26 protein-coding genes, 2 tRNA genes, 1 pseudogene and 1 other annotated feature are annotated in these 20,918 nt (G+C 36.4%); of the genes and pseudogenes, 4 read left to right on the forward strand and 25 right to left on the reverse strand.

The window, feature by feature from the left end; translation table 11 throughout:
* Positions 1–138: 138 nt before the first annotated feature.
* The 10 genes from ACTWQM_RS12000 to ACTWQM_RS12045 form a co-directional block, all read right to left on the reverse strand.
* Positions 139–555, reverse strand: a complete 417-nt coding sequence (locus tag ACTWQM_RS12000) for a hypothetical protein (protein WP_443258400.1) — start codon at positions 553–555, stop codon at positions 139–141.
* Positions 556–653: 98 nt separating this feature from the next.
* The gene (locus ACTWQM_RS12005) at positions 654–890 is read right to left on the reverse strand and encodes a hypothetical protein (protein ID WP_443258401.1); all 237 of its coding nucleotides are present in this window, start codon (positions 888–890) and stop codon (positions 654–656) included.
* Between the two features lie 89 nt (positions 891–979).
* Positions 980–1,141 carry a hypothetical protein gene (locus ACTWQM_RS12010; RefSeq protein ID WP_443258402.1) on the reverse strand — a complete coding sequence of 54 codons (162 nt, stop codon included), beginning with the start codon at positions 1,139–1,141 and terminating at the stop codon, positions 980–982.
* Positions 1,142–1,171: 30 nt separating this feature from the next.
* Complete coding sequence (locus ACTWQM_RS12015; RefSeq protein ID WP_443258403.1) at positions 1,172–1,330, reverse strand: hypothetical protein; 159 nt, start codon at positions 1,328–1,330, stop codon at positions 1,172–1,174.
* Between the two features lie 89 nt (positions 1,331–1,419).
* A complete protein-coding gene (locus tag ACTWQM_RS12020; RefSeq protein ID WP_443258404.1) occupies positions 1,420–1,857 on the reverse strand; it encodes an SMI1/KNR4 family protein in 438 nt (145 codons plus the stop codon).
* A gap of 197 nt (positions 1,858–2,054) precedes the next feature.
* A complete protein-coding gene (locus ACTWQM_RS12025; protein WP_092491097.1) occupies positions 2,055–2,264 on the reverse strand; it encodes a hypothetical protein in 210 nt (69 codons plus the stop codon).
* A 65-nt stretch (positions 2,265–2,329) separates the two neighbouring features.
* The gene (locus tag ACTWQM_RS12030; protein WP_443258405.1) at positions 2,330–2,521 is read right to left on the reverse strand and encodes a hypothetical protein; all 192 of its coding nucleotides are present in this window, start codon (positions 2,519–2,521) and stop codon (positions 2,330–2,332) included.
* 124 nt (positions 2,522–2,645) lie between these two features.
* Entirely contained in the window at positions 2,646–3,062 is a 417-nt protein-coding gene (locus ACTWQM_RS12035) for an HIT family protein (RefSeq protein ID WP_443258406.1), read from the reverse strand.
* A gap of 178 nt (positions 3,063–3,240) precedes the next feature.
* A complete protein-coding gene (locus ACTWQM_RS12040; protein WP_443258407.1) occupies positions 3,241–3,522 on the reverse strand; it encodes a hypothetical protein in 282 nt (93 codons plus the stop codon).
* A gap of 142 nt (positions 3,523–3,664) precedes the next feature.
* Positions 3,665–4,009 carry a hypothetical protein gene (locus tag ACTWQM_RS12045; RefSeq protein ID WP_443258408.1) on the reverse strand — a complete coding sequence of 115 codons (345 nt, stop codon included), beginning with the start codon at positions 4,007–4,009 and terminating at the stop codon, positions 3,665–3,667.
* 627 nt (positions 4,010–4,636) lie between these two features.
* On the opposite strand from ACTWQM_RS12045, the gene ACTWQM_RS12050 reads away from it, so the two are divergent.
* On the forward strand, positions 4,637–4,840 hold the full coding sequence (locus ACTWQM_RS12050; RefSeq protein ID WP_443258409.1) for a hypothetical protein: 204 nt from the start codon (positions 4,637–4,639) through the stop codon (positions 4,838–4,840).
* Positions 4,841–5,259: 419 nt separating this feature from the next.
* Here ACTWQM_RS12050 and ACTWQM_RS12055 read toward each other — a convergent pair whose 3' ends face one another.
* The 6 genes and pseudogenes from ACTWQM_RS12055 to ACTWQM_RS12080 form a co-directional block, all read right to left on the reverse strand.
* Positions 5,260–5,469 (reverse strand): hypothetical protein, encoded by a 210-nt coding sequence (locus ACTWQM_RS12055; protein ID WP_443258410.1) that lies wholly within the window; start codon positions 5,467–5,469, stop codon positions 5,260–5,262.
* 399 nt (positions 5,470–5,868) lie between these two features.
* Positions 5,869–6,585, reverse strand: a complete 717-nt coding sequence (locus ACTWQM_RS12060; RefSeq protein ID WP_443258411.1) for a hypothetical protein — start codon at positions 6,583–6,585, stop codon at positions 5,869–5,871.
* Positions 6,586–6,599: 14 nt separating this feature from the next.
* Positions 6,600–7,352 (reverse strand): helix-turn-helix domain-containing protein, encoded by a 753-nt coding sequence (locus ACTWQM_RS12065; protein WP_443258412.1) that lies wholly within the window; start codon positions 7,350–7,352, stop codon positions 6,600–6,602.
* 168 nt (positions 7,353–7,520) lie between these two features.
* Positions 7,521–8,027, reverse strand: a pseudogene (locus ACTWQM_RS12070) (tyrosine-type recombinase/integrase); the annotation flags it as partial.
* Between the two features lie 15 nt (positions 8,028–8,042).
* The gene (locus tag ACTWQM_RS12075) at positions 8,043–8,555 is read right to left on the reverse strand and encodes a tyrosine-type recombinase/integrase (RefSeq protein ID WP_443258413.1); all 513 of its coding nucleotides are present in this window, start codon (positions 8,553–8,555) and stop codon (positions 8,043–8,045) included.
* Between the two features lie 141 nt (positions 8,556–8,696).
* Positions 8,697–8,769 (reverse strand) — tRNA-Arg (locus tag ACTWQM_RS12080).
* A gap of 304 nt (positions 8,770–9,073) precedes the next feature.
* Here ACTWQM_RS12080 and ACTWQM_RS12085 point away from each other — a divergent pair.
* From ACTWQM_RS12085 to ACTWQM_RS12095, 3 genes are all read left to right on the forward strand, one after another.
* Positions 9,074–9,721, forward strand: coding sequence for a deoxynucleoside kinase (locus ACTWQM_RS12085; protein ID WP_443258658.1), 648 nt, complete (start codon positions 9,074–9,076; stop codon positions 9,719–9,721).
* A 14-nt stretch (positions 9,722–9,735) separates the two neighbouring features.
* The gene (locus ACTWQM_RS12090) at positions 9,736–10,419 is read left to right on the forward strand and encodes a deoxynucleoside kinase (protein WP_209480977.1); all 684 of its coding nucleotides are present in this window, start codon (positions 9,736–9,738) and stop codon (positions 10,417–10,419) included.
* Positions 10,420–10,577: 158 nt separating this feature from the next.
* Entirely contained in the window at positions 10,578–10,916 is a 339-nt protein-coding gene (locus ACTWQM_RS12095; protein WP_443258414.1) for a hypothetical protein, read from the forward strand.
* A 16-nt stretch (positions 10,917–10,932) separates the two neighbouring features.
* Here ACTWQM_RS12095 and proC read toward each other — a convergent pair whose 3' ends face one another.
* The 9 genes from proC to guaB all read right to left on the reverse strand — a co-directional run bounded on the left by proC (position 10,933) and on the right by guaB (position 20,874).
* Positions 10,933–11,748 (reverse strand): pyrroline-5-carboxylate reductase, encoded by an 816-nt coding sequence (gene proC / locus ACTWQM_RS12100; RefSeq protein ID WP_443258415.1) that lies wholly within the window; start codon positions 11,746–11,748, stop codon positions 10,933–10,935.
* Between the two features lie 197 nt (positions 11,749–11,945).
* Positions 11,946–12,038: transfer RNA gene (locus tag ACTWQM_RS12105), tRNA-Ser, on the reverse strand.
* A 160-nt stretch (positions 12,039–12,198) separates the two neighbouring features.
* Positions 12,199–13,560, reverse strand: coding sequence for an ammonium transporter (locus ACTWQM_RS12110; protein WP_443258416.1), 1,362 nt, complete (start codon positions 13,558–13,560; stop codon positions 12,199–12,201).
* Between the two features lie 18 nt (positions 13,561–13,578).
* Positions 13,579–13,920, reverse strand: a complete 342-nt coding sequence (locus tag ACTWQM_RS12115) for a P-II family nitrogen regulator (protein WP_443258417.1) — start codon at positions 13,918–13,920, stop codon at positions 13,579–13,581.
* Between the two features lie 292 nt (positions 13,921–14,212).
* On the reverse strand, positions 14,213–15,487 hold the full coding sequence (gene serS / locus ACTWQM_RS12120) for a serine--tRNA ligase (protein WP_443258418.1): 1,275 nt from the start codon (positions 15,485–15,487) through the stop codon (positions 14,213–14,215).
* A gap of 608 nt (positions 15,488–16,095) precedes the next feature.
* Positions 16,096–16,315: a binding site (T-box leader), on the reverse strand.
* 31 nt (positions 16,316–16,346) lie between these two features.
* Positions 16,347–16,937 carry a pyridoxal 5'-phosphate synthase glutaminase subunit PdxT gene (pdxT, locus tag ACTWQM_RS12125; RefSeq protein WP_443258419.1) on the reverse strand — a complete coding sequence of 197 codons (591 nt, stop codon included), beginning with the start codon at positions 16,935–16,937 and terminating at the stop codon, positions 16,347–16,349.
* A gap of 15 nt (positions 16,938–16,952) precedes the next feature.
* The gene (gene pdxS / locus ACTWQM_RS12130) at positions 16,953–17,837 is read right to left on the reverse strand and encodes a pyridoxal 5'-phosphate synthase lyase subunit PdxS (protein ID WP_443258420.1); all 885 of its coding nucleotides are present in this window, start codon (positions 17,835–17,837) and stop codon (positions 16,953–16,955) included.
* A 59-nt stretch (positions 17,838–17,896) separates the two neighbouring features.
* On the reverse strand, positions 17,897–19,240 hold the full coding sequence (locus ACTWQM_RS12135; protein WP_443258421.1) for a D-alanyl-D-alanine carboxypeptidase family protein: 1,344 nt from the start codon (positions 19,238–19,240) through the stop codon (positions 17,897–17,899).
* A 161-nt stretch (positions 19,241–19,401) separates the two neighbouring features.
* Positions 19,402–20,874: an IMP dehydrogenase gene (guaB, locus tag ACTWQM_RS12140; RefSeq protein WP_443258422.1), complete on the reverse strand. Its 1,473-nt coding sequence runs from the start codon at positions 20,872–20,874 to the stop codon at positions 19,402–19,404.
* Positions 20,875–20,918 lie beyond the last annotated feature (44 nt).

Genomic DNA, 20,918 nt, shown 5'->3' on the forward strand with positions numbered 1-20,918 from the left:
TTTCACTCCATAATCTCTAATTCTTTCTTGACTAAACATAATCAATCCTCCCCTCTTTATTGTTCAAGTATTCTGCTACTATAGTTGAACAAGGATGCGATTCCTTATTCAACTCTTGCACCCGTTACTTCAATTAGGTTAAGGGTTTGAAACAAGGGCACTTAATGAACCAACTATATTGAAAGGTACCTTCTCATTCCCCTCAATAACATTGCCCTTAAAGTCAATCTCCAAGTCAACAACTTCAATACCCTCTTTAAGATTATGTGGAATTGAAATTTCTTTAGTCTCATTCGATTTAATCTTAGTTTCTTCTATAAATTTAACAACTTCTCTTTTAGCATTACTATTATTTGATTTTTCCTCATCCAAGAGATAGCTTATTTTCAATGAAAGGTTGTCTAAGTCAAATCCAGATTGATTTGTTAGTTCAATTGTATTAGATTCAACTTCAAAAATAATATTTTCATCATTAAACGCTTCATTGTTTTCCGAACAACCTATCATCATACCAAGGAATATTATGATACCAATTAAAACTGCACATTTCTTCATCATTTCCCTCCTATGTCTTGTTCAACTAAACTGCTGCGTTAGTTGAACAAGAAATGCCCTTTCCTTTTTGAAGTAAAGCACCCTTTAGTCAAATAGCTTTAATCATTATTTTTCTTAACAATCAAGAAGATGCCTAATCCAACAACTACCAATAGACAATATAGTACAGGTGTAAACCCTGTGCCCCAACTTAATTGAGCATCGTTATTTGCAGAAACATTTGCAACATACGACGCTGAAGCCTTAATGGATTCCGACAGGTGCTGGACAGAATAAACAATAACTCCTGTAATTATAGCTTGTGAAATAAGAAAATATCCTAATAAATCTCTCAACGTAACTTCCCCCTTCTTGTAGTTTTAAATTAACCTGCCAGTTAATTGACGGTGCAAACCATTATTATGTAAGAAAAGCACCCGTTACTTTAATAAGGGTATCCATTCGTTTCTATGAATTCTAGAAAACTACCTTGAAGTTCTCCATCAGTATCATTGGAATCAAGAAGTAATTTAGGCTCTACTGTGCAGTCTGTTAGTGTAGAGCTTCCGTCAACTACCCCAAGCATATTGGATATTGTATCAATCATAGTTTGTTCAATAATTTTGAATAAAATCTCTTAATGTTTTTTATCTAAGGAATTATAAAGTTCTAAAGCTTCTCTCCAATAATCATCAGTCACCTTATTAACATTCGTTGTTTCAAATAAATCTTTGGATAGTTCCATATTTTCTTTCACAATTGATTTGTATAATGATTTAACAAACTCTTCATTCACATAAATCCCTCATTTTCAATATGGTGTTTGTTTCATTATTTAAAGTAAACACCTTGTTCAAATCTTGCACCCGTATGTTGAATAAAGATTTATTCGTCCTCAAAATCATATTCATTATCTTCTTCTGATATTGAAATTATAAACTCTTTCAAACTAGGAGCATACTCTTCAAGTTCTCCATCTTCGTGATACCAAAGATAAATTTCATTCCTCATTATTCCGTCATTTACTTTTAGACATAATTTATCTCCCGAACCATCCTCACCGATTGCAATAAGGTCTTTCGACATATATTCTTCCCTGACTTCAGTGTTTTGTCTAACGATATCATCCCAAGTCTTTGTAAGGTTTCTTTGGTCTTTGATAGGATAAAGTATCCACTCACCAATTTCTGCATTATTAACTAACTTGAAAAGTTCTTTATATTGTTCTGGAAAAACTGCATCTAACTTATCTTCTGCTGCTTTTATATCGGATTCATATACCCCTAGTTTCCCTATATGAATTAGTTCTCTTAGATTTTCCATTAAAAACACCTACCATATTATTTTAAAGAGAATATTCAACTTTTATTTAGTATCTTCCTTCTTCCACTAACCTGCTGCTTTAGTTGAACAAGGAGAACAATTCCTTATTAAAGGAAAGCACCCGTTTGTTTAAGAAGAAGAGAAACATTCTTCAACACTTTACAGAGTGGTGAAGAAAATAAAATAAACTTATTATATTAGTAAAAAAGTTCAGAACCATATACTTCCTCTTTACAATTCACACAATATCCTACTCCGTTTGTTACTGGAACTGGGCAACCACATTCACAATACTTTAATTCTTTTTTATTTGCTTCTAAAGGTATAAATCTATTGCCACAATATTTACATTTTGTTAAGTAACTATTATTTTCTTCGTTGCATTTAGTACATTTAATTTTTTCCAACTCAGTCTTCCTCTGTAATTTATTTTTTAACAAAAGCACCCGTTAGCACAATGGAAATCTTTTAATTATTTAGTATTAAAAGAAAAGAAAAATACGAATATAAGAGTAATAATCAGAGCTTGGGCTAAACAAATAACTAAATCATTTTTCCAATAAGTTTTACCAAAGGGACTCCATTTACCACCAAATAAACTAAATAACCTAGCAATTAAAAAGCTACACAACCAAATACTAAAGAAAGTTATTATAAACCCCATTGTTGTCCCCCTCTAATTGCAAATAAATAAGTCGAATAAAATTTAAGGATTATTCAACTCTTCTGCGTCGTTAGTGCAATAAGGCATTCCTTATTAAACAAACGCACCCATTTGTTGAATAAGACTATTTTTCTAACGAAAGCTTTTCTCTTTTATTTTCGGGTTGTTTTAACCAGTACCGCACTCCTTTACCAGCTAATGGCTCGTCGTTATATCTTGGAATTACGTGAAAATGACTGTGGAAAATAAACTGATTGGAAACTTCACCAACGTTCCACCCAATTGTATAACCATCAGGAGAAAACTCCTTATCTAAATAATCTTTGGCATTTTGCAGTAGTTCATATGTATCATTCCATTCCTGTTTAGTTAATTCAAATGCATTAGCGTGGTGTTTTTTGGGAACTATTACTGCACATCCCTCTAACACATCTTGTTGCTTATTATGCTGTAACAAGTAATAAGTCTCATTTTCAGATAATATATTTTGGTCCTTGTCTTCCATTGGATTACAAAAAGGACAATTTTCTTCATAAGCCATAAAATCCCCACCTTAAATTTTTTAAAACTATTCTGATTTTTATTAATCAAATTATCTTTTGTTCAACTAACCTGCTGCGTTAGTTTAATAAGCAATAAGAGCTGCCAAAAAGACAACTCCTTGTTCTACTAAAGCACCATATAGTTGAAAAAACATTTCTCATATAATATTCATTATACTAACAATTGGTCTCTTCGGCTTTTTCTATCTTACCGCCTTGGTCATCTACATAATCAGTGCCAAACTCACAATCTGCATCTATTTCCCATTCAACGATATACTCTCCTGAACTATGACTTACTGATTTTATTTTAACTTCTCCTATTCCTCCAGAATGGCGTTCCATAACGATTGTCTCTGCTTCTTCTTCTGTTATTTTAGGACTTGCACTATTATTTTCACAGGCACTAACAATGAACATAATAAAAACAATCAAAATAATAAAGCTGACTTTTTTCATTTTTCTTCCTCCTTTATATAATGACGTTGGTTTACTATAAAATGTTTCGTATATATCCTGTTCTGTTCCACTAACCTGCACCTATAGTTGAACAAGGATGCGATTCCTTATTCAACTCTTGCACCTTGTTACTTCAATAACTTTAATTTTGTTTTCTGTTAAAAGACCGAGCTAAAAGAATACCTGAAGAGGCTGTAAGAAGAATTTGAGTTTCTGCTAATAGAAACATCTCTATAAAAAACGGGATATTGATACCAAACCACTTAACCCAATACATCCGAGGAATAAAACTTATAATTGCCAAAATAATTGCAGGAACTACAAGCCAATTTATTTTGATACTACCTTTTAGAATTATGTTCTTTAAGGCCTTCCATTCAGTTAAGATACCAAACAAAAATGCCCATAAGCTCATTTTTAATAATGGTAATTGTGGATTATCCGCTCTCTTCATTGCCAATTTCGCTTCTTCTATGGTTAAAGTCATTAAATAGAGCAACACCGCAAATAGCACCCTAACCCATGAGGAGGCATTCGAAGAACTACGGCGGTGTTCTTGGACCCAATTTGATGGAAGATTAGTAGAAATGTTTATAGAAATGATGGACGAAGTTTCGGTACCGGAATATATGAAAGTCTATGAACATTAGAATCTTTTATTAATGGATTTAAATAATATTTTCATATTTCACCTTCGAAAGAAAGGGTTTTTAATTTGAAAATATACATAGATATTAGCAAGGGAAGGAATAATCATAAATTCTCAATGAAAAAAATTCAATTGAGAGTGATAGACCACCTGAAGCATATGTTTAAACTTGCAGCAGACCTTAACCTGGTTGAAATTAGTATATTAATTGATATACATTAAAAATAATCTATTCTATTCTTTTGTCTGTCACAATTCCGTCACAAAAGTCGTTGAAAAAATATTGATGCATAATGTGTAAAATGTAATAATTTAAAATTGTAACAACCATACCTCAACTTAAGTTGTTGTTGTTACCCCTAAATAATTAAGCCATAGTTTAATGCTATGGCTTTTAATTTAACCTCAACTTTTGGTAATATTTTCTGTAGGAATCATAATCCAACAAGGAGGGGAATTGATAATATGAAAAACATATTAGAAGTAGCACAGGAAAATAATCTTAACCTAATCGAAGTCAGCATCCTGGTTGAACTTAATAAGAATTATCCCCAAACAATAGAAATTAAAGATGTGACTAATGATGGACAAGTAAGAGAAAATATAAATAATTTAATACAAATAGGATTTGTCGAGAAGAGATTTCAAAAATATCGGATTAAAAAGTGAATAAAAATACCCTCCACCAATTAAGGTAGAGGGTTATTTTTTTGAAAACGTAAGAAAGTGTACTTCAGTTTACTACATATTCAAGTTTTAAACTGTGTATCTCCAGTAAGGCAATTGTTAGACAAAAAGCCTAGCAACTGTTGATAGTACAGTGTTTGATGCCCCCGGCAGGATTCGAACCTGCGACACATGGTTTAGGAAACGCTAAAACACTCGTTTGCTTGGCGTATACCTTCCGATTGCTTGCTCGAAAGCTTAACGGTGAATCATACGGTCTAACTTGAATATATCCGTCCTTATATAGTTACTGTTATTATATCGGACCTTTTCGAATAAGACAAGACTAAATTCACTTATTCAGTTAAGCAGCGTAATTAACTTATAAAAAAAAGTCGCCTCTATTTTTTACGAGGCAACTTTCAAACTAACTGGGTCATATCATTGTAAATTTTTTCAGCCCAATAATCAGTTGGGTAATGAGTAGTCTCATCAGGAAATTCATTTAACATGCTAATTAGATCGATACGCTTAACTAACCTTTTAGCTTCCCATTCATTAAGGCTATAAAGATTAATTAAATCCTTAACTACTTGGTTAATATATCTATTTACTAACTGTTCTTTTCTCATAATTTTTCACTCCTTTAAAAGTTAACACTTTTAGACGTTCAAGTACGTAGTAGCGGTAGTAGGTTCGCATTGCCTAGTACGGGTATCCGTAACAGATAGAAATATGTTATTTATACCAAAAAAACCAACACTTAAGACCATACCGAATAATCTACCCTCATGTTTTTGACGGTGCGGAGGGCGTGAACTGAAAAGCCGGCAATACAAATACTTTAACGCTTTAACTCACTAAAAAACCGTGTAATTACGTGTAGGTACGAATTGCCGACGATTTATATTTATTTTCGATATTCTCCGAGTTTCTTCCTATGTCATTATTTTTCAGCGTTGGATAATTATTTTGTTAAGTATTTTTAGTTTACACGTTTTAAACTTTACTTTGACAGCACTTAAGGAAGTCTATTTTATCTCATTAAATATTTTATTCTTTACTAAGTCAGACAAATTTTTTGTATGCTCAGTTACTTCTTCTCTAAGTTTCTTTATATCAGTATATTCCTGTGTATGCCCTATTTGATTTCTTAGAAAGGTATAAATAGTTTCCATGTTGTTATGTTTTGTACTATTCCTTTCTTCCACATCTCCGAGAAAATCTCTTATATAATTATCAATTTCCTCTTGAGGTCTTTTGGAATCTCTATACTCCTGAAGCAATATACTATACAAAAACATATATCTTGCGACTGGCTCATGTATATTCATAGCTGAGTAGTATAAATCCATATAGTTATTGTTTAATATAGGCAGAGAATCTACTAAGATATTTTTTATTTCTATAATTTCATCGCTGGATAGTTCTTTATATAATATTTGTTGAATCGGATAGCGGGAAGTTACTTCATTAAATTCCTTAGTTTCAATTCTAACCCTATAATGGCTTAATGTAATTATATTCAACTTATAAAAAAGCATTCTAGTAAGGTTATACAATTCAGACTCCGATACATCTTTAATCACTTCTAAATCAATGCCCTCATCAAAACATAGCCAAACGTGAACTTGGTCTTCTTCTTTTAGCATTTCAATCTTCTTTACTAATATTTCAGATGGAGCAATTTCAATAACTTCATCAAATCTTAAGTTAACTATGTCTAATTTATATAAGACCTTTATCATTTCTAGTCCCCATTTCAGTAAGGATTTATTAAATTTAAGTATAGCATACGACACGTTTTTCTAATTGAAGTGTATATATATCCGTCCAAATTAGACACCTCGCCCAACTTAAAACGCCTTATACAGTCTGTTAATACGTCTGAAAACTCCTCAGCATGGTCTTCTATTCGTAGTTTTACTTGTGGATGTGCCTTTGCTCGGAATATAACGCCGGTGATCCTACGTAAGTCCTTTGCGTTAAAAAACGGACTAAGTACGTCATAAACAGGCGAAGGTATGGTATTTTTTACTGCCTTAGCCGTTTCTAATATGTAATTATTTTTAAATTGATTAAATACAAGTGGTTCGGTTTCTTTTTCGACGCCCTCGACCTTATCCGGCGTGGCCTGGTCGCCTTCCGCTGTGGTGACGCCTTGCGGTGACAATCGCGCTTGGATCACTATTATATTGACGGATTTACGCCATTTTTTAACGGTTTCAATACGTTCAATCATGCCATAGCCAGCAAGTTTATTTATAGCCCTTATAACCGTTCTTTTTGATTTACCGATACTATTCGCTATGGTTTCATACTTGGCGAACGATACGCCTTTAACTCGCAGGCTAGACCGCCCAAAAAACCGTAATACCTCTATGACACTTGTCGGCTGCTCGTCGTTTCTTAGTACGTCTATATACTGATATATTATCTCGTTCATTTCGTATTTATTTTCGAATGTTTGATACTGTTGTACGTTATCTATACTTAATGTTTCGTAAGTTTGCATTTCGTTGGCCTCCGACTAGAATGCGCACATATACGAATATACGTTCGGTTGCAAGTATATACCTAAATAAGCCTTGCAATCCGACTCTTTTTTCGATACAATTTCATTAGTGTAGAAGTGTGTATCGGAATCCGTTCCGGTGCGCTCTTTTTTTTGTTTTAACTTGCGTTAGTTTTTCTTATACTTCGAACGTAGTCTCACGATAGGACTGTATAAGGCGTGCTGTTTTCTAATGTCGTCCGTCGTGAATTGGATATATTTCCGAGTAGTCGTTATGTCTTGATGTCCTGCTATCCGTTGCAAGGTGAATATGTCACCGCCGTTAAGGATATAGTCACGGCAAAACTGATGACGTAGGCCGTGTGGACTTACTCGTTTTTGAATGTTTGCACGTTCCTTGTAAATAACTACACGACGCCGGAAACTTGTCGGCAAATACTTCTCACCGAAATTACTAACGAATACGTAGCTTGTATCGAAGTTGGCTTTAACCTCTGTGATTAACTCCATTAACAACCTCAAAACTTGATTCGATAAAGGTAGTATCCTAGGCTTGCGGTTTTTCGTTTTTGGGCCTGGTAATATTACGGATCGACTTTTAAAATCAATGTCTTTTATCTCAAGTTCAAACATTTCGTTACACCTAATGCCCGTATCTAACACTAAAAACATACTTACTAGGTCACGAAACTAAGCGTATTCCTTCACGTTCGGCGCTTTTAGTAGTTTGTCGATTTCGTCCTCGGTCAATGGCTCGAAGTTATCCTCGTCCACCTTCATTAGTTTTATAGTCGCCGTTGGATTCTTGTCGATTACTTCCTCTTTGTGCAACGTCGTAAAGAACGCTTTGAGTAACCTTATCCGAATGTTTACCGTATAAGGTGATAGACCGTATTCCTGCGTCCGTTGGTTGAGTTGTTCCTCCGACAAATAAATAACGTGCTGGCGAATATGCCCGCTTGAAATTTCGTTTACGTGCTTAACTTCGGGGTAGTGTTCGCCTAGCCATGTTGTAAAATAGCCAAATAAGAGGCGATACCCGTCCAAAGTTCTTTGTCGCATACCTTCCGATTGTTTGAAGGCGTAAACGTACTCTAAGGCGTCCTCTAGCGATAAATTGACGCTATTATCGGTAAACACCTGCGAAGACGTGCGACGTTTAACAATCGGCTTGCCTTTTCGGTTCGTCGATTCCTTACCCACGTAAAAAAGCCCCCTTCCCGTCATATAAGAACGGAAAAGAGGCCTTTAGGCTGCTCGTAAATATTCAGTTAAACCGTGTGCTTGGCGTAAGGCTTATCGTAATGAATCACCTTGACAAACACCGTCATGATAGTATTCTGATGCCCCCGGCAGGATTCGAACCTGCGACACATGGTTTAGGAAACCAATGCTCTATCCCCTGAGCTACGGGGGCAAATAATAAGTTTTTTATTTCTGTCACTAAAGATATGAACTATGACACAGAATTAAGGGTAACCGTTTCGTAGTATTTAATGTGGCTCACTGACCTCGTAGCTGTTTAAATGATTTAAAAATCTTTATTTTTATTCATCAAAATTTGCTATAAAAGCCTAATTAAAAAACCAACAATAACTATAATACAATACAGAGAACAGATTGAAAAGCATGAATACTTTTCACACATGGAACTGATCTTTTTATTATGCTAAAATAAGAAATATATGTCGAATATTGTTATGTTGATTGGAGGGAAAGTTATGGCAGAGGTTCCGTTCATTGCAATAGAGGGGCCAATTGGAATTGGAAAGACATCACTTGCAAAAAAACTTTCTGTCCATTTTGATTTTCATTTATTAAAAGAAATCGTTGAAGAAAATCCGTTTCTCGGTAAATTTTATGATGATATTGATGAGTGGAGCTTTCAAACGGAAATGTTTTTTCTATGCAATCGTTTCAAGCAATTGGAAGATATCGAAAAAAAATACTTAAATCAAAATAAGGCAGTTATTGCCGATTATCATATATCCAAAAACATGATTTTTGCCAAACGAACTTTGCAGCCAGATAAATTTGAAAAATATGAACAGATTTATCACATTCTAACAAAGGATATGCCTGTTCCGAATATGATGATCTATTTACACGCTAGTCTTGACACGATTTTAAAACGAATTCGCTTGCGTGGGAGAGATATTGAGCAGAATATTAAACCTTCATACCTTGCACAGCTAGCACAGGACTATGAGGACTATATGAACGAATTCGAAGTGCTTCATCCGGATATTCCCGTCATTCGGATAAATGGTGATGAGACTGATTTTGTTAAGCAACAGGATGATTTAAATATGATTATCAGACAGGTGGAAAACCAGATTGATAACCATAAAGTTACTTCCAAACGATAAAGGGGATCAAAGAAATGAATTTACGCGATAAATACCAAATACCGCATGATAGCATCATTACAATTGCCGGTACAGTTGGAGTGGGAAAATCCACAATGACCAAGGCGTTAGCGAATGCCTTGAAATTTAAAACTTCCCTTGAAAAAGTTGAAACAAACCCATACTTAGGAAAGTTTTATGATGATTTTGAACGCTGGAGTTTCCACCTGCAAATATACTTTTTAGCCGAACGTTTTAAGGAACAAAAGAAAATATTTGAATATGGCGGAGGCTTTATCCAAGATCGTTCTATTTATGAAGATACTGGTATCTTTGCGAAAATGCATTACGATAATGGAACGATGTCAAAGACTGATTATGAAACCTATACAAATCTTTTTGAAGCAATGGTCATGACACCATATTTCCCACATCCGGATCTTTTAATTTATTTGGAAGGAACTTTTGATGAAGTCGTCGAACGAATTCAATCGCGCGGACGAGAAATGGAGAAAAATACACCGATTTCCTATTGGGAAGAAATGTATAATCGCTACGAAAACTGGATTAATAACTTTAACTCATGTCCAATTCTACGGATAAACATTTCAGATTACGACTTAATCAAACAAGAAGGATCGATTGAACCAATTTTGGAGAAGATTGGCCACTTTATTCAACAATCACGGAAATGGAAAACAAGAGAACTTATAAAATAATAATTTAAATTTAGGTGTTCCAGAAATGGGGCGCCTTTTTCTTTGGTTTCGTTTAATTAGATTATTTTTTGTTAAATAGTGATATGAATCACCGATATTATATGGGAATTTATATATAGTAGAAGATGGGAGAGTACTAAATAGAAAGGATGAACGAAATGGCTAACATCCGTATGGAAAATGAAAAAGACTTGGTTGTTGAGGCTGATTTATCCGATCTGCAAACGTTTGTCGATGAAGCTGTAAACAACTTCGACATTTACAGGGACGAGATTGCAGTTATTTATGAAAAGATGCCCAGATTTGATTATAAATACTTCTGCTTTTATGCCTATTCAACATATCGTTTGCTAGAGGCGGCGATGGAGTTTGATACAAGTGAAGTTGGACATATTCGGGTAGTTGCACCTGATGAGTTTTTCTATGCATTTTATGGAATGATTGCAACACTCCATACACAAGGATTAACAGAAGAGAGAAAGGAACTTGGCGCATAAGCCAAGTTCCTTTCAATTATATCTTTTCCCCTAATTCAATTGAGCGTTCACGTGCGCTTTTCACACATTCTATAACAGCCTCCTGGAAGTCATTAAAAGCTAATGCTTCAAGACCTGATTGAGTTGTTCCCCCTGGGCTTGTTATATTTTCCCTTAATTCTCCGGCTGTCTGTCCAGAATGTTTAAGCATTTCTCCAGCACCAACAACTGTTTGTGTTATTAAGTCCTTAGCAACTTCTTTATCCAATCCAGCATCGACTGCAGCCTTTTCCATTGCTTCTACAAAATAGTAAATATATGCAGGGCCGCTTCCGGAAATACCTGTTACTGTATGCATATCCGCTTCGTTTACAACCGTGACAGTACCAATCGTATTAAATAGTTCAATAACTGCATTGATATGTTGTTCGGTTGCGTGTTTCCCTTTCGAAACTGCAGTTGCTGATGCCCCAATCGCTACTGATGTATTTGGCATAGCCCGAATAACCGGTACTTCTTTACCAAATAAACCAGAAATATCATCCGACGAAACACCAGCTACAACAGATACAATTAATTGATTGGGCTGGATATGTTTCTTAATTGACTCAATAGCTGCTTCCATATCATGAGGCTTCATTGATAACATAACTATATCCGCTTCAGAGATTACCTCTTGCTTATCTTTAATCACCTGTATTTGATAGCTTTCCTTGAGATTATCCAAACGTTCTTGGTTATTTCTATTCGTTACAAATATTTGTTCCTTCGTTAGAAAGTCTTTATTCAGAATACCTGCAATAATTGATTCAGCCATTGACCCAGCGCCCATAAAAGAAACTTTCTTCAGCATTTCTTCTTACCTCCTATTTAGTTAAAAACCCGTTCTATCATAAGGATGAAATGAATTCATTTTCACGTATCTCATTATTAAGAATTACTGTATTTAATAATATGTACTATATTTAAAACATTACCACATAAATAAAACCGCTACACTAGTAACGGTTCATGTTATTATATCTAAATTTATTAGCTTTTTAAAATAAATGGAGGAGGTAGAGGGATTCGAACCCCCGCGCGGTTTGACCCGCCTGTTGGTTTTCAAGACCAATCCCTTCAGCCAGACTTGGGTATACCTCCATGCGACAAAATATAATATATCATGCATGAATTACGTTGTCAAACGGAATATAACAATTGTTTTTTAATCTGTTACTAAACAGCCATGGTAAATCCTTGGATTTACCATGGCTCCTATAGAACTCTATGATACTAAAACAGAGCTAGCTTGATAACATACTCATCCTTTTTCTTCTGCACTGGATAAATTATTTAAACGATCAGCAAAGGCGAGTTTACCACTGATAGGTTCTGATTCGTCTGTTAAAATAACTTCTTTTAATTCATAAGCATTTGAACCGTGTTCCGCAAAATCAAGGCCAGCAATTTCCTCTTCTTCAGAAACCCGAACAGATGAGAAGCGTGTGATGATATACAAGAAAGCCCCCATCGTCCCCATCGTCCATGCTACTACGGCTAATACTCCAATCAGTTGGATTACTAATTGAGAGATGCCACCACCATAAAATAGACCATTTGAAGTTGAGAATAATCCTACGGCAAGTGTCCCCCAAATACCACAAATTCCATGAACAGTAATTGCACCAACTGGATCGTCAATTCTCAATTTAGTATCAAGTAAACGAATTCCTTCGACCAGAACAATACCTGAAACTAACCCAACTAATATGGCACCTCCAAGGGATATTTCAGCACAGCCAGCTGTAATCCCTACTAGTCCAGCCAATACGCCATTAAGTGATAAGGAAGCATCTACTCTTTTAAACCGAAGCTTCGTATAAAGAGCCGATGACACTAACGCTGCTGATGTTGATAAAAGCGTTGTACCAATTACCATCGGGACGAGTTCAGGATCTGCAGCCAATGTACTGCCTCCATTAAACCCAAACCAGCCTAGCCACAGAATAAACACCCCAAGTGCTCCAATCGGAATGTTATGCCCTGGTATTACATTAACCTTCTTACCCTTATATTTTCCTAGTCGGGGCCCTAAGAATAGAACAGCTGTAAGTGCCCCCACAGCACCTGTTAAATGAACAACAGTTGATCCGGCAAAATCACTAAACCCTAAAGCTGTTAGCCATCCATCTCCTTGCCAAATCCAGTGACCAACTACTGGATAAATCACCGCTGTCATTGCGACAACAATCAATACATAACTGCTAAGTTTCATTCGCTCAGCAACTGCACCAGAAATTATTGTGGCACAGGTAGCAACGAACATTGCTTGGAAGACAAAGAAACTTATATCTTCTACTCCACTTAAAAGAAATCCATCAAATCCGATGATTGATCCCAATGAGGTACCAAACATTAATGAATACCCTAAAATATAAAACAGAATTGCAGAAACACTGATTGTTATAAAATTTTTCATTAGAATATTCAATGAATTTTTAGCTCTTGAGAATCCTGTCTCAACCATCGCAAATCCTGCATGCATAAAGAAAACCAAAAACGCGGCTACCATTACCCAAACAAGATTAACAGATAATTGCAGGGATTCCGATGTCGGTGCAGCATTAACTGTTGAAGCTATCGAAAGAAAAATAATAAATAAAAGTATACTTTTTTTAATCATGTATTTACCTCCTAAATATTAAAGAACTGCATTTTCTCCACGTTCACCTGTTCGAATTCGGATTGTTTGCTCAATTGGTGAAATAAATATTTTGCCATCACCAATGTCCCCTGTACTGCAACTTTCAATAATCAAATCAATAATTTCATTTACTTGATGTTCATCAGCCACTATTTCCACCTTAACTTTTGATAATAATTGTACTTGGAAAGTAGTCCCGCGAAAAACTCCAGTCTGACCTTTCTGTTTCCCGGTTCCTGCCGCTTCTGTAACAGTTAACCCCCCTATTCCGATCGCAGATAATTTATCACGAAGTGCTTGAAACTTTCCTGGTCGAATGATCGCTTCTATTTTCTTCATATGTTAACCTCCTTTTCAATTAATGTTAACTTACCTTACATATTAAGTTATGTAAATTATCATAAGGTATTAAAACATAAAAATCAAGTGATTTTACATAAGTTTTTTGAAAATTTAATCGAAAACGCTTACAAAAAATTACTTTAGAAAAACTTAGCTTATCTTCAAGTCTTAATGGAGATTTAGTTGCACTTGTGCAGTAAGAAAGTATAACTACTTTCTTACTGCACAAAAAATTACATAAAAAAAGAACTTGGAAAAAACATCCAAGCTCTCAAAAAATTATATTCTTTTAGTTAATAACTTCTTTTCCGCCCATATATGGACGCAATACTTCAGGTACTGCAACAGATCCATCCTCCTGCTGATAATTTTCTAAGATAGCAGCAACAGTACGACCTAATGCCAGGCCTGACCCATTTAATGTATGAACAAATTCAGGTTTACCTTTCTCTTCACGACGGAAGCGAATTCCCGCACGTCTTGCCTGGAAATCTTCAAAATTAGAGCAAGAAGAAATTTCCCGGTACGTTTCCTGACTTGGAATCCATACTTCTATATCATATTTCTTAGCAGCGGTAAAACCTAAATCACCTGTACACATGCTCATAACTCGGTATGGCAGATTTAACAGCTGAAGTACTTTCTCCGCATTTCCTGTTAACGTCTCTAATGTCTCATAAGAATCTTCCGGTTTAGCAAAATGAACAAGCTCAACTTTATTAAACTGATGCTGACGAATTAAGCCACGTGTATCTCTTCCCGCAGATCCAGCCTCAGAACGGAAACACGCACTAAACGCTACATATTTTTTAGGTAAATCATCATTCATTAGAATATCATCACGATAATAATTTGTTACAGGTACCTCTGCTGTCGGCACAAGAAAGTAGTCCCAATCAGCAATTTTAAATGCATCCTCTTCAAACTTTGGAAGCTGGCCGGTTCCAGTCATACTTGTCCGATTAACCATATATGGTGGTAGCATTTCCTCATAGCCATGTTCATCAGCATGCAAATCCATCATGAAGTTTAACAGTGCACGCTCAAGTCTTGCACCAAGCCCTTTATAAAATACAAAACGACTTCCGGTTACCTTTGCAGCACGTTCAAAATCAAGAATATGCAGGTCAGTTGCTATGTCCCAGTGTGCTTTAGCTTCAAAATCAAATGTCGGCATTTCGCCCCATTTTCGTGCTTCAACATTATCCTCTTCATCTTCACCAATTGGAACACTATCATGTGGAATGTTTGGTATAGAAAGCATCATATAATTTAACTTTTCTTCTATTTCTTTTAATTCTTTATCGAGCGTGGAAATTTGCTCACCAACCTCACGCATTTCTTTAATCGCAGGTTCTGCATCCTTCTTCTCCTTTTTCAAGACAGAAATCTGTTTAGACGCTTCATTACGTTTAGCTTTCATCTTTTCAGTTTCAGCGATTAAATTCCTGCGTCTTTCATCCAGTTCACCAAACTTATCCAGTTCTGATAAATCTTCACCACGATGGGCCAACTTTTCTTTCACTTCCTGAAAATTATTACGCAAAAATTTCATATCAAGCATGTTAAATCCTCCTTGTTATAATTATTGTCTGATACCAGCCTGTTTTTTTTAAAACTAAAAGCTGTTTTCTAATAGTTTGTTGCTATTGATATAAAATGCGAATTAACTGCTGGAATAATCTCTATAAACTCTCGTCCCGCCGTCCGGGATCGCTACGGGCAGATGCGCACCTTAGGGCACGGCCTTAGCCTACTGCCCCGGCAAGGGGTTTGCCGGCGTTGTCCGCAAAGGACGGTTTTAGTCGCCCTTCATTTAGTTGCTCTGCAGGGTCTTCGGACACGTGCTGTTCCCGCAAGAGTCACCGCCCTACGCTCACCCAGACTAGTGTAGTGCTGTCATACATTTCTTCTATAGGCATTTAGCGGAGGAAATACACTTAGACTCCTGTGGGAGCTGAGGCCTAGATAAGACTACGCAGCGACGTAGGAGCAAGGAGGCTCATCAGCCGCCCTAGGTGCGCGAAGTGTATTTCCGGAGCGGCATAATAGCACTCAACCTTTTTAAAAAGTAAATCGCAGTTTATATCAACTACTTACTAAGATTCATTGCTTGGAAAAGGCAATTCTTTAAGAACACAGCCTAAATAAAAAACTCCCGTCCCTAATATAATTAGGGACGAGAGTATTATTCCCGCGATGCCACCCTTGTTGAAGAGATAGAATCTCTTCCGGCTCAAATAAAATAACGGTTTTTAGCCGGGTTTACCTACTTAAAAATTCAGCAAACCAGTTCGAGGATGGATTCACAAGACGTCTCATACCGGTTTTCACCTGCCACCGGCTCTCTGAACTAAGAATTCCTGTTACTAATTCCCCTCATTACTGATTACATATTATGATATATCATAGCCAACTTCAGACTAAGATGCAAGTGTTTTCTTAGATTGTTCCACCATTTGGGCAAAATATTCAATAAAGCGATTATCATCCGTTAATTCAGGATGAAATGCTGTGCATAAATATTGACCCTGTCTAGCAGCAACAGCTCGTTCCTGATAGGTAGCAAGAACTTCTACTTCAGGTCCTGCTTTTAATATATATGGTGCACGGATAAATACTGCATTAAAATCATCGCCAACATGTTCCACCTTTAAATCTGCTTCAAAGCTTGCCACTTGTCGGCCAAATGCATTACGTGCTACCTTCATATTCATTAGCCCTAAATGAGCATCTTCCTGACCTTCAATCTCATTTGCCATCAGAATGAGGCCCGCACATGTTCCAAATACTGGTTTGCCTTGTTTACCAAATGCTTGAATAGCATCGAAAAAGTCATAGCTGTTTATCAGCCTGCGCATTGTGGTACTTTCTCCTCCAGGGAGGATTAAGCCATCAATAGCCTTAAGCTGTTCTATCCGTTTAATTTCAATTGCTTTTGCACCCGTTGCTTCGATTGAACGAATATGTTCACGAACGGCACCTTGTAATGCAAGCACACCTATTGTATTCATGTGTATTCCTTCTTTCTATTCACTGCGATCTTGCATACGATCTTGTGCTTCCAATGTACTCATTTCAATACCTTTCATTGCGTTACCAAGACCCTTGGAAAGCTCGCCAATCAGCTTATAATCTGTATAATGTGTTGTTGCTTCAACAATTGCTTTTGCAAACTTTTGAGGATTGTTTGATTTGAAAATACCAGATCCAACAAATACACCATCTGCGCCTAATTGCATCATTAACGCTGCATCAGCCGGTGTAGCAATGCCACCTGCCGCAAAGTTAACAACTGGTAAACGGCCTTCTTCTTTAATTTCTAATAATAAATTATATGGGGCACCAATTTCTTTTGCAAATGTCATTACTTCATCTTCAGACATTGCAGTTAGCATTCTGATTTCAGACTGTACCTGACGCATGTGACGAACTGCTTCCACAATGTTACCTGTACCAGGCTCACCTTTTGTACGCAGCATTGAAGCACCCTCACCAATCCGACGTGCAGCTTCACCTAAATTACGACAGCCACAAACAAATGGTACAGTGTAATCTGATTTTTTAAGATGAAATACTTCATCTGCTGGTGTTAATACTTCACTCTCATCAATATAGTCAACGCCCATCGCTTCAAGGACTCGAGCCTCTACAATATGTCCAATACGTCCTTTTGCCATGACTGGGATTGAAACAGCATTCATTACTTCTTCCGTAATTTCAGGACTTGCCATACGAGCTACACCACCGGCTGCACGGATGTCAGAAGGAACACGTTCAAGCGCCATTACAGCAACTGCTCCAGCTTCTTCTGCAATTTTTGCTTGTTCTGCATTAACGACGTCCATGATGACGCCACCTTTTTGCATTTCTGCCATACCACGTTTTACACGTTCTGTACCTGTATTTGTCATAGTTATTCCTCCTATTTTGCCAAAACTCTCTATAAAGACTATTTTACTACTTATTCGTCTTAGAACCAACCTTTAACAGTATCAACAACTGTACTGAATAAGCCGGTAAAAAAGTCAGCAATTGCACCAAGTGTAAGCATGAACCAATTATCTTTCTCAACAGTGTCCTGTGCCACAAGATCTACAGTAGTCTTACTATCTCCTGCCGAAATATAGCCATAGTCTGTTTCTCCATTGAAAACAAGTTCGGCAGTACCTACTTTTTCACCTTTTTTAATTGGTGCTGTCAACTCACCATCTTTATTTAGCTTATCTTTATCCAAATGATATTCGAGATTGTAATTTTTAGCCTGTTCACCTTTAACCGGCACAACAAACGAATTATTTGTTGCAATTTGTACATTATCTTCTTTTCCTTTTGCAATAGGAAGTGTTGATTTATTTTCTAACTGATATCCTTTAGCAAATAACTCTTTTTGATCAAAATTGTTAAATCCATAATCCATTAATCTTGCTGTTTGCTGGAAACGTGCTTCTACACTTTCTGTTTTCATTACTACAGAAATATACCGTTGATCATTTCGTTCTGCAGTCCCTGCAAAACAATATCCAGCAAGATCCGTATGCCCGGTTTTTAAACCATCAATACCTTTATAATAAAACTGTTGTAAGGAGCTTGCAGTTTCGGGATCATGAGGTAACATCCAATTCCAGTTTCGTATGGTTTGCCCATCGAATTCTGCTGAAGGGACACTTGAAATTGTCAGTGCCTTAGGATAATCATTTACCAGGTTATACGCAAGTAAAGCTGTGCTCCTGGCTGATAACCTGTTACTTGCATCTTGCTCAGTTCCCTTTGGATAGTTTTCACCAAGATCTGAATTAGCAAGACCTGTGGAATTGACGAATTTATAATCAGGAAGTCCCATTTCTTTTGCCTTGGCATTCATCATTTTGACAAATTCACCTTCGGAACCGGCAATTAATTCAGCAAGTGCGATTGACGTTGCATTATCTGAGTTGATTGCCATTGCATCATACAATTGTTGAACTGTATAATCCTTGCTTTGAGTTAATCCTACACCTGAAAAAGAATTATTTGCAGATATACTATAAGCATAGTCACTAATCTGTGTTGTCGTATTCCAGCTGATTTTTCCATTCTCGATGGCTTCCCAAACAAGATATTCTGTCATCATTTTAGTCATACTTGCTGGAGGTAACGCGATGTCAGGGTTTTTTGAGAATAATATTTTCCCAGTTTCTGCATCAACTAAAATAGCTGATTCCGCTTGTACATCAGGTCCTGCTGCTTTTGCAGAAAGCGGCTGTCCAATTATTGTTGTCACCATTACGATAGCAATAAGTAAAAATGACAGACCTTTTGTTAATTTATGTTTCACTTTATTCTCTACCTCCACCTGAAAATGATATATATTTTATGCTCTTTTAAAAATTAAATTTACCTTAGATATTTTACCATAAATTTGTCCAAAAAAATAGACAGAGAATAGTCCCTATCTATTCCTCAGTTTTAATAGGAAGTCCTTACTAATTTTACTAATTAAACAGAGTAATTTGGTGCTTCTCTTGTAATTTGTACATCGTGTGGATGGCTCTCTCTCAAGCCTGCATTGGTTATTCGAATAAATCTGGAATCATTACGTAATGATTCAATCGAACCTGTCCCACAATATCCCATTCCTGCACGTAATCCGCCAGCTAACTGATGAATTGTATCAACAAGTGGCCCTTTATAAGCAATTCTTCCTTCAATGCCCTCCGGTACAAGTTTTTTAGCATCTTCTTCTGCACCTTGGAAATAGCGATCCTTTGAGCCTGCTTTCATCGCACTTACTGATCCCATTCCACGATAAACCTTATATTGTCTTCCTTGGAAGATTTCAGTTTCACCAGGACTTTCCAGTACGCCAGCAAACAAACTACCTAGCATAACTGCACTTGCACCAGACGCCAGTGCTTTTACGATATCACCAGAATACTTAATTCCGCCATCAGCAATAACGGCAACACCATATTTATCGGCTGCTGCTGCACAATCATGTACGGCTGTTATTTGCGGTACACCTACACCAGCAACTACCCTTGTTGTACAAATTGATCCGGGTCCTATCCCTACTTTAACAATAGTAGCACCTGCTTCAATCAATTCAACAGTGGCATCTGCTGTCGCAACATTTCCAGCAATGATATCCAAATCAGGGTATGTTTCCCGTACAAGACGAACTTGTTCTAACACTCCTGCTGAATGACCGTGAGCTGTGTCAATAACAATTGCATCAACACCAGCATCAACAAGTTTTTCAATACGTTTTAACGAATCTCCTGTAACACCAACAGCTGCACCTACAAGTAACCTGCCTTGTTCATCTTTTGCTGAATTTGGAAATTCAATTACTTTTTCAATATCTTTAATAGTAATTAAGCCTTTAAGCATATTTATTTCGTCGACAAGAGGAAGCTTTTCAATCTTATGTTTTTGAAGGAGTTTTTCTGCTTCATTTAATGTTGTTCCAACAGGTGCAGTTACTAGGTTTTCACTTGTCATAACTTCTTTGATAGAGATAGAGTAATCTTGGATAAATCGTAAATCCCGATTTGTTAAAATACCTACTAAAATTTGTTCATCAATGTTATTTACGATTGGAACGCCCGATATACGGAACTTACCCATCAGATGTTCAGCATCATATACCTGATGCTCTGGTGTCAGAGAAAATGGATTGGTAATAACACCACTCTCGGAACGTTTTACGCGATCCACTTGTTCTGCTTGATCTTCAATTGACATGTTTTTATGGATAACACCAAGTCCTCCTTGACGTGCCATTGCAATAGCCATTCCTGATTCGGTAACGGTATCCATGCCAGCACTCATGAATGGTGATCTAAGTTTCATCTTTTTGGATAATGCTGTACTTAGGTCCACATCTTTAGGCAAAACCTCTGATTTAGCCGGTAATAACAGAACATCATCAAACGTTAATCCTTCTTTGGCAAACTTGTCTTCACGCATAATTTCTCCTCCTATCTAAATTATTGAACACCCTGAGATAAAGT

The sequence above is a fragment of the Virgibacillus sp. L01 genome (genome assembly GCF_052246775.1).
Taxonomy (GTDB): domain Bacteria; phylum Bacillota; class Bacilli; order Bacillales; family Amphibacillaceae; genus Lentibacillus.

Excerpts from the sequence above, each read along its gene's own strand:
- ACTWQM_RS12000 (WP_443258400.1), bottom strand. The coding sequence starts at position 555 with ATGAAGAAATGTGCAGTTTTAATTGGTATCATAATATTCCTTGGTATG.
- ACTWQM_RS12010 (WP_443258402.1), bottom strand. The coding sequence starts at position 1,141 with ATGATTGATACAATATCCAATATGCTTGGGGTAGTTGACGGAAGCTCT.
- ACTWQM_RS12020 (WP_443258404.1), bottom strand. The coding sequence starts at position 1,857 with ATGGAAAATCTAAGAGAACTAATTCATATAGGGAAACTAGGGGTATAT.
- ACTWQM_RS12030 (WP_443258405.1), bottom strand. The coding sequence starts at position 2,521 with ATGGGGTTTATAATAACTTTCTTTAGTATTTGGTTGTGTAGCTTTTTA.
- ACTWQM_RS12035 (WP_443258406.1), bottom strand. The coding sequence starts at position 3,062 with ATGGCTTATGAAGAAAATTGTCCTTTTTGTAATCCAATGGAAGACAAG.
- ACTWQM_RS12040 (WP_443258407.1), bottom strand. The coding sequence starts at position 3,522 with ATGAAAAAAGTCAGCTTTATTATTTTGATTGTTTTTATTATGTTCATT.
- ACTWQM_RS12045 (WP_443258408.1), bottom strand. The coding sequence starts at position 4,009 with ATGACTTTAACCATAGAAGAAGCGAAATTGGCAATGAAGAGAGCGGAT.
- ACTWQM_RS12050 (WP_443258409.1), top strand. The coding sequence starts at position 4,637 with ATGAAAAACATATTAGAAGTAGCACAGGAAAATAATCTTAACCTAATC.
- ACTWQM_RS12055 (WP_443258410.1), bottom strand. The coding sequence starts at position 5,469 with ATGAGAAAAGAACAGTTAGTAAATAGATATATTAACCAAGTAGTTAAG.
- ACTWQM_RS12060 (WP_443258411.1), bottom strand. The coding sequence starts at position 6,585 with ATGATAAAGGTCTTATATAAATTAGACATAGTTAACTTAAGATTTGAT.
- ACTWQM_RS12065 (WP_443258412.1), bottom strand. The coding sequence starts at position 7,352 with ATGCAAACTTACGAAACATTAAGTATAGATAACGTACAACAGTATCAA.
- ACTWQM_RS12085 (WP_443258658.1), top strand. The coding sequence starts at position 9,074 with ATGGCAGAGGTTCCGTTCATTGCAATAGAGGGGCCAATTGGAATTGGA.
- ACTWQM_RS12090 (WP_209480977.1), top strand. The coding sequence starts at position 9,736 with ATGAATTTACGCGATAAATACCAAATACCGCATGATAGCATCATTACA.
- ACTWQM_RS12095 (WP_443258414.1), top strand. The coding sequence starts at position 10,578 with ATGGCTAACATCCGTATGGAAAATGAAAAAGACTTGGTTGTTGAGGCT.
- proC (WP_443258415.1), bottom strand. The coding sequence starts at position 11,748 with ATGCTGAAGAAAGTTTCTTTTATGGGCGCTGGGTCAATGGCTGAATCA.
- ACTWQM_RS12110 (WP_443258416.1), bottom strand. The coding sequence starts at position 13,560 with ATGATTAAAAAAAGTATACTTTTATTTATTATTTTTCTTTCGATAGCT.
- ACTWQM_RS12115 (WP_443258417.1), bottom strand. The coding sequence starts at position 13,920 with ATGAAGAAAATAGAAGCGATCATTCGACCAGGAAAGTTTCAAGCACTT.
- serS (WP_443258418.1), bottom strand. The coding sequence starts at position 15,487 with ATGCTTGATATGAAATTTTTGCGTAATAATTTTCAGGAAGTGAAAGAA.
- pdxT (WP_443258419.1), bottom strand. The coding sequence starts at position 16,937 with ATGAATACAATAGGTGTGCTTGCATTACAAGGTGCCGTTCGTGAACAT.
- pdxS (WP_443258420.1), bottom strand. The coding sequence starts at position 17,837 with ATGACAAATACAGGTACAGAACGTGTAAAACGTGGTATGGCAGAAATG.
- guaB (WP_443258422.1), bottom strand. The coding sequence starts at position 20,874 with ATGCGTGAAGACAAGTTTGCCAAAGAAGGATTAACGTTTGATGATGTT.